Below are 10,945 nucleotides of genomic sequence, written 5' to 3' on the forward strand. Positions count from 1 at the left end.
TAGTCAGTTCGAGCCCGCTTCGCTCGGCGGCGGAGTGGGCGCGGCAGAAGCATCAGGCTGTGGAGAAAGGGTTTGCGAGGCTGGCGCCGGGCTGGAGCGGTAGTCCGCGCGTCGCTTGAGCTGGTATTCGCGTACGGCGGCATTGTGCGCGTCCAGGTCATTGGAGAACACGTGACTGCCGTCACCCTTGGCAACGAAATACAGGCTGTCGCCGGGTGCAGGATTGAGCGCCGCGCGGATCGCTTCACGTCCGGCCAGCGCAATCGGCGTCGGCGGCAGCCCGGCGTTGACATAGGTGTTGTAAGGCGTCGGCTCGCGCAGGTCGGCGCGGGTCAGCTTGCCGTTGTAACGCTCGCCCATGCCGTAGATCACGGTCGGGTCGGTCTGCAGCAACATTCCCTGCTGCAGGCGACGTACGAAAACCCCGGCGATCTGGCCCCGTTCATGAGGAACGCCGGTTTCTCTTTCCACCAGCGACGCCATGATCAGCGCCTGATAAGGATCGACGTAAGCCACGTCAGGCGCGCGTTTCTGCCACTCTTCATCGAGCACGTCCTGAAGCCGGGCGTAGGCCTGCTTGAGCAGTTCAGCATCGGTCATGCCTCGCACATAACGGTAGGTGTCAGGGAAGAAACGCCCCTCGGGGAACACATCCGGATGACCGATCTTCGCCATCAGCTCGCTGTCGCTCAAGCCTGTCAGGGTCTGCCCCAGCTTGGGCTGCGCCGCCAGCGCCGCCCGTACCTGACGGAAGTTCCAGCCCTCGACCAGGGTCAGGTTGTACTGAACGACTTCCTTGCGCTTCCACACCTCGAACAGCGATTGCACGTCCATGCCCGGCGTCATGCGGTACTCGCCGCTGTGCAGAGACTGGTCGGCAAGGTTGAAACGCCAGTACAGGCGCAACCAGAACGCGTCGCGAATCACGCCATCGCTCTGCAAACGGTTCAGGACCCCGGACGGCGTGGAGCCGGCGGGAACGTCCAGCAGCTGTTCCTGAGGAACGTTCAAAGACTGATTCAGGGCTGAATGCTGCTTCCAGACGACGAAGCCCAGCAGCAGGACTGCCAGGACCACGACGGTTTCCAGCAACAGCAGAAATTTTCGGATCACGTATCAGATATCCAGAAGCGTGCGGGCAATGCCCTGCAGTTTACGGGTGAGCGGACCAATCGACCAGTTCAGCCGTTCGAAGCCGTGCACCGGCCAGACGCCATACAGACTGTTGCAGACAAACACTTCGTTGGCCTGCTCCAGATCATCCAGGGACAGGTCGCAAATATCGGTATCGATCCGCAGCCGATCGGCCTGGTCGAGCAGCTCCGCGCGCATGACCCCGGCCACGCCGCAGCGGCTCAGGTCGGGCGTCAACAACCGCCCTTCGCGAACCAGGAACAGATTACTGTAGACGCCTTCGATCAGCCGTCCGGACGTATCGCGCATCAACCCTTCGGCATGCTCGCTGTCGTGCCATTCGGCGCGGGCGAGGACTTGTTCGAGACGGTTGAGATGCTTGAGGCCGGCCAGCAATGGCTGCTCCGCCAGACGCGTGGTGCATGGGTACAGGCGCACGCCCTGTTCCGCGTGACGTACGGGCCAGGCCGGTGCCGGTCCGGCTTGCAGGATGCGCCGGGGCTGGCAGTCCGGCGCGGGGGCGTAGCCGCGCTGCCCGTCGCCGCGGGTCAGAATCAGTTTCATGACACCGCTGTCCAGCTGGGCGGCGAAACGCATCATTTCCAACCGCAGCGATGCCGTGTCCAGCGGGATCGCCAGACGCAGACAGGATTGCTCCAGGCGGTGCAGGTGCCGGTCCAGCAATACCGGCGCGCCCGCTTTGACGGCGATAGTCTCGAACAGACCATCGCCATAGGCCAACCCGCGGTCCTTGAGCGGCAACGCTTCGGCAGGACAGCCGTCGACCCAGCTGAACATCACTCGCTGAACCGACGGAACACCAGTGAGCCGTTGGTGCCGCCGAATCCGAACGAGTTCGAGATCACTGCGTCGATCGGCGTCTGCCGCGCTTCGTGCGGCACGAAGTCCAGGTCGCAGCCTTCACTCGGCTCGTCGAGGTTGATGGTCGGCGGAGCAACCTGATCATGGATCGCCAGGACACTGAAGATCGCTTCGACCGCGCCCGCGGCACCCAGCAGGTGGCCGGTCATCGACTTGGTGGAGCTGACCGCCAGTTTGTAGGCATGATCGCCGAATACTGACTTGATCGCCATGGCTTCCGCCAGGTCGCCGGCCATGGTCGAGGTACCATGGGCGTTGATGTACTGCACCTGCTCCGGGTTCAGCCTGGCGTCGCGCAGGGCGTTGGTAATGCAGCGCGCCGCGCCTGCTCCGTCGTCCGGCGGCGAGGTCATGTGGTAGGCATCACCGCTCATGCCGAAGCCGACCAGCTCGGCATAGATGGTCGCGCCGCGAGCCCTGGCGTGTTCCAGCTCTTCGAGGACCATGGCGCCGGCACCGTCGGACAACACGAAACCGTCGCGATCCTTGTCCCACGGACGGCTTGCGCGCGCCGGCTCGTCATTGCGGGTCGACAGCGCCCGCGCCGCGCCGAAACCGCCGAGACCCAGGCCACAGGCCGCCATTTCCGCGCCGCCGGCGATCATAACGTCGGCCTCGTCATAGGCGATATTGCGCGCCGCCATGCCGATGCAGTGCGTGGCCGTGGTGCAGGCGGTGGCGATTGCATAGTTGGGACCCTGTGCACCCAAGTGGATGGACAGGAATCCGGAAATCATGTTGATGATCGAACCTGGTACGAAAAACGGCGAAATCCGCCCCGGACCCTGTTCGTGCAGCAGACGGCTGCTGTTCTCGATATTGGTGAGGCCGCCGATACCCGAACCCATGGCGACGCCTACACGGTCGCGGTTCGCATCGGTCACTTCGAGGCCTGCATTACGCACTGCCTGGAAGCTGGCCGCCAGACCGTACTGGATGAAGAGATCGAGCCGACGAGCTTCCTTGGGCGCGAGGTATTCCTCGACGTTGAAGCTCTTGACCGAACCGCCGAAGCGGGTGGTGAAAGCCGAAAGGTCCGTGTGCTCGATAAGGCCAATGCCACTGCGGCTTTCCAGAATGCCTTGCCAGCTGCTCGGCACATCATTGCCCAATGGCGAAAGCATGCCCATCCCGGTGACCACGACGCGTCTACGCGACACAGGACTCTCCTTCTCTCTTGTTAACGAAACATCACATCGTTTTTAAAGAAAAAACCGCACGCCGGCAGGCAGTGCGGTTTTTCCCATGACAGCTAGCAACAACGCTTGCAGGGTATTACGCCTGGTGGCTGTTGACGTAGTCGATAGCCAGCTGAACGGTGGTGATCTTCTCTGCTTCTTCGTCAGGGATTTCGGTCTCGAATTCCTCTTCCAGAGCCATTACCAGCTCAACGGTGTCCAGAGAGTCCGCGCCCAGGTCTTCAACGAAAGAAGCACTGTTGGTGACTTCTTCTTCCTTGACGCCAAGTTGCTCAGCAACGATTTTCTTGACGCGCTCTTCGATGGTGCTCATACCTAGTTTTAACTCCTAGTGGAAATAGTCAGGCATCTGGCCGGTGGGTAAGTGTATAGAAGAGGTTTTGCGAATATCAAGCTAAACGCTCCGCTCTTGCACCCTGACGGCCCGACGCCCGTTGAGAATTTGCAGCTTTATAACGGATTTTACGGACGGCTGGTATGACATTTTCACGATGTCATGAGTCACATCAGCTCATGTACATGCCGCCGTTGACCGGGATTGTAGCTCCGGTCACGTATCCTGCGCCCTCTGAGGCGAGAAATGCGACGACGTGTGCGATTTCCTGCGCCTGGCCGAGACGACCCAGCGGAATCTGGGTCAGCAGCGATTCGCGCTGTGCCTCAGGCAATTCACGTGTCATGTCGGTATCGATGAAGCCTGGCGCTACTGCGTTCACGGTCACCGCGCGCGAACCCACTTCACGAGCCAGAGCGCGACTGAAGCCTTCCAGCCCCGCCTTCGCCGAAGCATAGTTTACCTGACCGGCGTTGCCCATGGCACCGACAACTGAACCGATGCTGATGATGCGACCCCAGCGTGCCTTGGTCATGCCGCGCAGCACGCCCTTGGACAGGCGGAACAGACTGTTGAGGTTCGTATCGACGACGTCATGCCACTCGTCATCTTTCATGCGCATCATCAGGTTATCGCGTGTGATACCGGCGTTATTGACCAGGATCAGGGGCGCGCCGACGCGCTCCTGGATAGTGGCGAGCACCGATTCAACCGACTGGGCGCTGCAGACGTCCAGCATCAGGCCGAAACCTTCGATGCCCGCTTCCTTGAACGCCGCGCTGATGCGCTCGGCGCCAGACTCGGATGTCGCCGTGCCGACGACGACGGCACCATTGCGACCCAGTTCCAGGGCAATGGCTTGACCAATACCGCGACTGGCGCCGGTGACCAGTGCAACTTTACCTTGCAGGCTCATGCAGGCTTCTCCTAATCAGGCCAATGCCGCACGCGCGGCGGCAAAGGCGTCTGGGGTATCCAGGTTGTAGGTAGTCACGCCTTCGGCGCAACGCTTGTTCAGACCTGCCAGCACCTTGCCGGGGCCGCACTCGACCAGCTGAGTCGCGCCGCGACCGGCCAGGCACTGAATGGATTCGACCCAGCGAACCGGCTTGTACAACTGTTCCAGCAGATCGCGCTTGAGGGTCGGCAGATCGCTGACCGCCGCCGCGCTGACGTTCTGCACCAGGGCGATTTCAGGCGCCTGCCATTCGATCGCCTCGATGGACTCGGCGAAACGCTCGGCGGCCGGACGCATCAGTTCGCAATGGGACGGCACGCTGACCGGCAACGGCAGGGCACGCTTGGCGCCACGCGCCTTGCAGATTTCCATGGCGCGTTTGACCGCCTCGGCGGCGCCGGCAATCACGACCTGACCTGGCGAGTTGAAATTCACCGCGCTGACCACTTCACCCTGCGCCGCCTCGGCACAGGCCTCGATCACGACGGCATCGTCGAGACCGAGAATGGCCGCCATGCCGCCCTGCCCGGCCGGGACGGCTTCCTGCATCAGCTGACCACGACGCTCGACCAGCTTGACCGCGTCGGCCAGGGTCAGGCTTTGGGCCGCGACCAGCGCGCTGTACTCACCCAGGCTGTGACCGGCGACGAATGCGGGGATTGCTCCTCCTTCCGCCAGCCAGACATGCCACAAGGCGACCGAAGCGGTCAGGATCGCGGGCTGGGTCTTGTCGGTCTGATTGAGCAGCTCGGCCGGACCCTGCTGGGTCAGCGCCCAGAGGTCATAGCCCAGCGCGTCGGACGCTTGCTCGAATGTATCGAGGATCAAAGGATGCTGAGCGGCCTGCTCGGCGAGCATGCCGAGCGATTGCGATCCTTGACCCGGAAAGACGAATGCGAGGGATGCAGACATTTAACAAGCCTCTGAATGATTGTCGCCAAAATGAGCGCTCGAAACGGTTCGAGCGCCGGAATTCAAAATTGCATGACTGCCCGGTTGGATGACTGGCCGGTCAGATGCGTCACATGTTTCACTCGCCACCACCGCCAAGCAGGGTTTCCAGACGGCCGCGCAGACGTCGCGGGAGATTCTCGCGTACCTCCACCATCGCTCGCTGAATAGCGCTCTGGAACGCTTCGACGCCGGCCGAACCGTGACTCTTTATCACGATTCCCTGCAGCCCGAGCAGGCTGGCCCCGTTGTGCCGCGCCGGCGCCATGTCGGCCTGCAGGCGCCTGAGCACCGGCATGGCCACCACGCCCGCGGCGCGGCTCAGCAGATTGCGGCTGAACAGCGCCTCCATGCGCGCGGCGATCATGGTCGCCAGCCCTTCGCTGGACTTGAGCAGGACATTGCCGACGAAGCCGTCGCACACCACGACATCCGCCTCGCCTCGATACAACCCGTCACCTTCGATGTAGCCGACGTAGTTGAGACCCGGGGCCTCCTGGAGCAACTGCGCGGCCTGCTTGACCTGCTGATTGCCCTTGATGTCCTCGGTGCCGACATTGAGCAGCGCCACCCGCGGCCTGGACACGCCCAGCGTCTCGGCCGCTACCGCGCCCATCACGGCGAACTGATAAAGCGCCTCAGCGCTGCAATCGACATTCGCGCCCAGATCCAGCAACTGACAATAGCCGTTGCGCGTGGGAATTGCCGCCACCATGGCAGGCCGGTCGATGCCGGGCAGCGTCTTGAGCATGAAGCGCGACAGCGCCATCAGCGCGCCGGTATTGCCGGCGCTTACGCACGCCTGCGCCTGCCCCTGCGCCACCATATCCAGCGCCACGCGCATCGATGAATCGGGCTTGCCACGCAATGCCTGTGAGGGGCGCTCGTCCATCGTGATGATCTCGCCGGCCTGGACGACACGCAGGCGCGAACGATCCACACCATGACCACGAACGTGATGGTGGGCGATGAGATCTTCGATAAGGGAGGTTTGGCCGACAAGAGCCAGGTGCAGCGAAGGTGTAGCGGTCAGGCACGCAAGGCTGGCCTGGACAATGTTGCGGGGACCGAAGTCCCCGCCCATTGCGTCGATCGCGATGATCGGAGCGGACAAGAAATTACTCGTCAGCGCCCTTGTCGATCACTTTACGACCACGGTATACGCCTTCTGGCGATACGTGGTGACGCAGGTGAACTTCACCAGTGGTCTTTTCTACCGACAGAGTGCTTGCCTCAAGAGCGTCGTGTGAACGACGCATGTCACGGGCAGAGCGGGATTTTTTGTTCTGCTGAACAGCCATAATTGATTAACTCCTAAACGTTTGGGTCACGCTTTAACTGCGCCAATACACTGAACGGGTTGGACCGCGTTACCTCGTCCACGCTCGGTTCGGGCTCATCGAGACCCGCCGGTTGCTGGCATTCTTCCGGATGATGAGCAGGCACAATCGGCAAGGCGAGCAGAAGCTCTTCCTCGATCAATGCCAGCAGATCCAAAGGATCTTCGCCCAGTTCCAGCACGTCATAACCTTTCGGTAACGACTGGGTATTCGCACCCTCCTTCACCACAACGTAAGTGCATTCGCTGTGGATCGGCAGGGTGACCAGCTCAAGACAACGCTGGCAAACCATCTTGACCGGGACGTCGATCGAACTGTGGAAAATCACAGAACGGCGCTCGTCACGGTCGAAGACGAATTTCGCCTGCACCGTACCGACGTCGTCGGCAAGCGGGTCGCAGAGTCTCTCCAAATCGGCCAGCGGCACTTTACCCTCGAGGGTAGCGCCACGATCAGCCAATTTGCGCGGGTCAACGTGAGATGGAATCGGGTCATTCAACATAGGCGCAGCATTCTAGGGATGCCCCCTTGGCATGTCAAAGGAAATTCAGGCCTGTTCGCTACTCCGGCCACTGATTAAAATCGCCGCTCAGTCAACGGAGAACCGTATGCCTTCCCTGCTCCTCGCTTCCAGCTCCCCGTACCGCCGCGAATTGCTGTCGCGCCTGCGGTTGCCGTTCATCTGCCAGTCGCCGGACATCGACGAAAGCCGCCACCCGCAAGAGACCGCCGTCAGCCTGGTACAGCGGCTGGCACGGGAAAAAGCCAGGGCACTGGCCGACGCCCATCCAGGACACCTGATCATCGGTTCCGATCAGGTGGCGGTGCTCGACGGAGAGATACTCGGCAAGCCTCACACCTTCGATCGCGCTTTCGCGCAACTCAGCGCGGCAAGCGGCAATAGCGTCACCTTCCTGACCGGGCTGGCGCTGCTCAACAGCGACACCGGAATCTGCCAGATCGATCATGTGCCATTCACCGTGCACATGCGCCAGCTGTCTGCAGACAGCATAGAACGCTATCTGCGCGCCGAACAGCCTTTCGATTGCGCGGGCAGTTTCAAGGCCGAGGGTCTGGGCGTAAGCCTGTTTCGCGCCACGGAAGGCAGCGACGCCACCAGCCTGGTCGGCCTGCCGCTGATCCGACTGGTGGACATGCTTATAAAGGAAGGCGTTTGCGTTCCTTGAACCACAGAAACACTTGTGGGAGAGAGCGAGATTTGCGACAGGCTTTAACCGCGTCGCGACCTCCCTCCCACATGGCTGACACATACGATCAGCGCAGGACCGGCCCGTTGAACCCGGCCCACATTGCGAGGCGCTCGGCAACACTTGCGCCCAGTTTCTTGGAGAAACGATCGAACGGCGATTCCTGCACGGTGTAGTCGACGATGTTCTTCTCGCCGATCACATCCCGCGCTACGTAGCTGGCGCTGCCCAGCCCGTCCACCAGACCAAGGCCGACAGCCTGCTCACCGGTCCAGACCAGCCCGGAGAACAGCTCCGGATGATCCTTGTCCTTGAGGCGCTCGCCACGGCCTTGCTTGACGCTGGCGATGAACTGGCGATGAGTCGTATCCAGCACGCCCTGCCAGAACTTCGTCTCGTCGGCTTTCTGCGGCTGGAACGGATCGAGAAATGCCTTGTGCTCGCCGGAGGTGTAAGTGCGGCGATCAACACCCAGCTTCTCCATGGTGCCGACAAAGCCGATTCCGGCTGCGGTCACACCAATGGACCCCACCAGGCTCGCCTTGTCCGCGTAGATCTGATCCGCGGCACTGGCGATGTAGTAAGCCCCCGAGGCACCCAGATCGGTGATCACCGCATAGACCTTGATCGCCGGCTTTTCAGCACGCAGACGGCGGATTTCGTCGTAGACGTAGCCCGACTGCACCGGACTGCCGCCCGGACTGTTGATGCGCAGGATCACACCCTTGGTGCTGCTGTCCTCGAACGCCTTGCGCAGGCTGGTCACGATGTTGTCGGCGCTGGCGGCTTCCTTGTCGGCAATCATGCCTTCGATTTCGATCAGCGCCGTATGACTACCGGAGGTGGAAGCGCCCTTTTCAAAATCCATCAGAGGCGTGAACAACAGCAATGCCCCAAACAGATAGGCAAAAGTGAGGAATTTGAAAAAGATGCCCCAGCGACGTGAACGGCGCTGCTCCTGAATACCGGCCAGCAGCGTCTTTTCCAGCAGCTTCCAGCTCTTGGCGTCCTCTTTGCCATCCAGCGTATCGCTCGCCCGTGGCGAAGCCGGCGCTTTCCATTCGTCAGACATGTTTCGCTCACTCCACTTTTGAATCAGATGCCGCGCTCACCCAGCCAGGCGCGCAATTCGGAAAAGCCCTCAATCGCCAGGCGCGGCTCGTAGGCACGCAGCGAATCGAGAGACTGCGCGCCGTAGCCGACCGCTACCGAATCCATGCCCGCGTTGCGTGCCATCAACAGATCGAACGATGAATCGCCGATCATCAATGACCGCTCGGGCGGCACGTCGCAATGCGCCATGATCTCGTGCAGCATCAACGGGTCGGGCTTGCTGGCCGTTTCGTCCGCCGCGCGCGTGATGTCGAACCAGTCCAGCCAGCCATTGGCCTTGAGCACCCGATCCAGACCGCGACGCGCCTTGCCGGTCGCCACCGCAAGGTGGTAGCCCTGCTCGCGAAAAGCCTGCAACGAGTCCAGGACGCCTTCGAACAGAGGCGAAGGCACGTTATCCATCGCCATGTAGCAATCAGCATAACGCTGCCGGAACTCGATCAGCTCATTTGCCGTAATCCGCGGATACAGAGTGCGGATCGCTTCGGGCAGCCCGAGACCGATGATGCCCTTGATCGAGGCATCGTCGCGCACTTCCATATCGCTCTGGATCGCCGCCATGCGCATGGCCTCGACGATACGACCGATGGAATCGGCCAGCGTGCCATCCCAGTCGAAAATCAGCAGGTCATAGTGACGGTCAGAATTACGGCGCACTCAATCGCTCCACGGTAGCGGCCCACATGTCATCGACCGGCGCCTTGAGCTCCAGCTTGCCGCCATCAGGCAGTGGCACGGTCAGCATATAAGCGTGCAGGAACAGGCGTTTGCCGCCCAGGTCGCGTATTTCGCGACTGAAATCCTCGTCGCCGTACTTGCTGTCCCCGGCGATGGCGTGACCGGCGTGCAGGGTATGCACCCGAATCTGATGGGTACGACCGGTCACCGGCTTGGCTTCGACCATGGTCGCGAAGTCACCGAAGCGGCGCAGCACCTTGAAAACCGTCAGCGCGTCCTTGCCTTCGTCATTGACCTCGACCATTCGCTCGCCGGAGCGCAGATTGCTCTTGAGCAACGGCGCGCGCACCTGCTTGACCGAGGTCGGCCAGTTGCCACGCACCAGCGCCATGTAGCGCTTGTCCACGCCGTCGCCGCGCAGCGCTTCGTGCAGATGACGCAACATGCTGCGCTTCTTGGCGATCATCAGAAGCCCCGAGGTGTCCCGGTCGAGGCGATGCACCAGCTCCAGCTCCTTGGCATCGGGACGCAGCTGACGGAAGGCTTCGATCACACCGAAGCTCAGGCCGCTGCCGCCATGCACGGCGATCCCGGCGGGCTTGTTGAGCACGATCAGCGCCTTGTCCTCGTAGACGATCGCAGCTTCCAGGCGCTGCAACAGGCCCTGGGCAACCGGCACCGGCTCGTCGCGCTCGGGCACGCGGACCGGCGGGATGCGCACGACATCGCCGGCCTGCAGCTTGTACTCGGGCTTGATCCGACCCTTGTTCACGCGCACTTCGCCTTTGCGCAGGATGCGGTAGACCAGGGTCTTGGGCACGCCCTTGAGGTAAGTGATCAGAAAGTTATCGATGCGTTGACCGGCAAGTTCCGGCGCAACCTCAACCAGCTGTACGCCGGGGGTTGGAGGGGCAATATTCGTCATGCCACGGATGATAACAATTTTTTATGGATTTGAAGCACTTAATGATTGCTGCTATAGTCGCGAACGCCGCCAAAAGCGGCCGGCCAGCGGACAAACGGTTGACAACCGGCCCTGACCAACGCAATTCATGAGGACGGGAGGCCGTCCTACGAGGCATTCGGTGACAACGGAGCATGCTGGAAACGTAACGAGCGCAGGTGACATGAGGCCGGAAACACGCCCG

General features: G+C 61.6%; 13 protein-coding genes. 1 reads left to right on the forward strand and 12 read right to left on the reverse strand.

Annotation, left to right across the window (positions count from 1 at the left end):
• Positions 1 to 3: 3 nt before the first annotated feature.
• The 9 genes from mltG to TRP66_RS05870 all read right to left on the reverse strand — a co-directional run bounded on the left by mltG (position 4) and on the right by TRP66_RS05870 (position 7,300).
• Positions 4 to 1,113 carry an endolytic transglycosylase MltG gene (mltG, locus tag TRP66_RS05830; protein WP_333400426.1) on the reverse strand — a complete coding sequence of 370 codons (1,110 nt, stop codon included), beginning with the start codon at positions 1,111 to 1,113 and terminating at the stop codon, positions 4 to 6.
• A gap of 3 nt (positions 1,114 to 1,116) precedes the next feature.
• Entirely contained in the window at positions 1,117 to 1,932 is an 816-nt protein-coding gene (pabC, locus tag TRP66_RS05835) for an aminodeoxychorismate lyase (RefSeq protein ID WP_333400427.1), read from the reverse strand.
• Positions 1,932 to 3,176, reverse strand: coding sequence for a beta-ketoacyl-ACP synthase II (gene fabF / locus TRP66_RS05840; RefSeq protein WP_333400428.1), 1,245 nt, complete (start codon positions 3,174 to 3,176; stop codon positions 1,932 to 1,934). Before fabF ends, pabC begins: the two co-directional genes overlap by 1 nt.
• A gap of 115 nt (positions 3,177 to 3,291) precedes the next feature.
• Positions 3,292 to 3,528, reverse strand: a complete 237-nt coding sequence (gene acpP / locus TRP66_RS05845) for an acyl carrier protein (RefSeq protein ID WP_333400429.1) — start codon at positions 3,526 to 3,528, stop codon at positions 3,292 to 3,294.
• 193 nt (positions 3,529 to 3,721) lie between these two features.
• Positions 3,722 to 4,465: a 3-oxoacyl-ACP reductase FabG gene (fabG, locus tag TRP66_RS05850; protein ID WP_333400430.1), complete on the reverse strand. Its 744-nt coding sequence runs from the start codon at positions 4,463 to 4,465 to the stop codon at positions 3,722 to 3,724.
• A gap of 15 nt (positions 4,466 to 4,480) precedes the next feature.
• Entirely contained in the window at positions 4,481 to 5,419 is a 939-nt protein-coding gene (fabD, locus tag TRP66_RS05855) for an ACP S-malonyltransferase (protein WP_333400431.1), read from the reverse strand.
• Between the two features lie 118 nt (positions 5,420 to 5,537).
• Positions 5,538 to 6,572: a phosphate acyltransferase PlsX gene (gene plsX / locus TRP66_RS05860; protein ID WP_333400432.1), complete on the reverse strand. Its 1,035-nt coding sequence runs from the start codon at positions 6,570 to 6,572 to the stop codon at positions 5,538 to 5,540.
• A gap of 4 nt (positions 6,573 to 6,576) precedes the next feature.
• The gene (gene rpmF, locus TRP66_RS05865; RefSeq protein ID WP_003179396.1) at positions 6,577 to 6,759 is read right to left on the reverse strand and encodes a 50S ribosomal protein L32; all 183 of its coding nucleotides are present in this window, start codon (positions 6,757 to 6,759) and stop codon (positions 6,577 to 6,579) included.
• A gap of 13 nt (positions 6,760 to 6,772) precedes the next feature.
• Positions 6,773 to 7,300: a YceD family protein gene (locus TRP66_RS05870; RefSeq protein WP_333400433.1), complete on the reverse strand. Its 528-nt coding sequence runs from the start codon at positions 7,298 to 7,300 to the stop codon at positions 6,773 to 6,775.
• A gap of 106 nt (positions 7,301 to 7,406) precedes the next feature.
• On the opposite strand from TRP66_RS05870, the gene TRP66_RS05875 reads away from it, so the two are divergent.
• Entirely contained in the window at positions 7,407 to 7,985 is a 579-nt protein-coding gene (locus TRP66_RS05875; protein WP_333400434.1) for a Maf family protein, read from the forward strand.
• 88 nt (positions 7,986 to 8,073) lie between these two features.
• On the opposite strand, the gene sppA is transcribed toward TRP66_RS05875, so the two are convergent.
• Genes sppA through rluC form a run of 3 tightly spaced genes read right to left on the reverse strand, consistent with a single transcriptional unit; the run spans position 8,074 to position 10,722 of the window.
• Positions 8,074 to 9,078 carry a signal peptide peptidase SppA gene (gene sppA / locus TRP66_RS05880; protein ID WP_333400435.1) on the reverse strand — a complete coding sequence of 335 codons (1,005 nt, stop codon included), beginning with the start codon at positions 9,076 to 9,078 and terminating at the stop codon, positions 8,074 to 8,076.
• A gap of 23 nt (positions 9,079 to 9,101) precedes the next feature.
• Entirely contained in the window at positions 9,102 to 9,776 is a 675-nt protein-coding gene (locus tag TRP66_RS05885; protein ID WP_333400436.1) for an HAD-IA family hydrolase, read from the reverse strand.
• Positions 9,766 to 10,722 carry a 23S rRNA pseudouridine(955/2504/2580) synthase RluC gene (gene rluC / locus TRP66_RS05890; protein WP_333400437.1) on the reverse strand — a complete coding sequence of 319 codons (957 nt, stop codon included), beginning with the start codon at positions 10,720 to 10,722 and terminating at the stop codon, positions 9,766 to 9,768. The genes TRP66_RS05885 and rluC overlap by 11 nt, the downstream gene beginning before the upstream one ends.
• Between the last annotated feature and the right edge of the window lie 223 nt (positions 10,723 to 10,945).

Origin of the sequence: Pseudomonas sp. JDS28PS106 (assembly GCF_036706555.1) — a bacterium.
Lineage (GTDB): Bacteria > Pseudomonadota > Gammaproteobacteria > Pseudomonadales > Pseudomonadaceae > Aquipseudomonas.

What these genes read in the sequence shown, in the direction of transcription:
- sppA (WP_333400435.1), bottom strand. Translation starts at nt 9,078, where the DNA reads ATGTCTGACGAATGGAAAGCGCCGGCTTCGCCACGGGCGAGCGATACG.
- rpmF (WP_003179396.1), bottom strand. Translation starts at nt 6,759, where the DNA reads ATGGCTGTTCAGCAGAACAAAAAATCCCGCTCTGCCCGTGACATGCGT.
- fabD (WP_333400431.1), bottom strand. Translation starts at nt 5,419, where the DNA reads ATGTCTGCATCCCTCGCATTCGTCTTTCCGGGTCAAGGATCGCAATCG.
- fabG (WP_333400430.1), bottom strand. Translation starts at nt 4,465, where the DNA reads ATGAGCCTGCAAGGTAAAGTTGCACTGGTCACCGGCGCCAGTCGCGGT.
- rluC (WP_333400437.1), bottom strand. Translation starts at nt 10,722, where the DNA reads ATGACGAATATTGCCCCTCCAACCCCCGGCGTACAGCTGGTTGAGGTT.
- pabC (WP_333400427.1), bottom strand. Translation starts at nt 1,932, where the DNA reads ATGTTCAGCTGGGTCGACGGCTGTCCTGCCGAAGCGTTGCCGCTCAAG.
- acpP (WP_333400429.1), bottom strand. Translation starts at nt 3,528, where the DNA reads ATGAGCACCATCGAAGAGCGCGTCAAGAAAATCGTTGCTGAGCAACTT.
- TRP66_RS05870 (WP_333400433.1), bottom strand. Translation starts at nt 7,300, where the DNA reads ATGTTGAATGACCCGATTCCATCTCACGTTGACCCGCGCAAATTGGCT.
- TRP66_RS05875 (WP_333400434.1), top strand. Translation starts at nt 7,407, where the DNA reads ATGCCTTCCCTGCTCCTCGCTTCCAGCTCCCCGTACCGCCGCGAATTG.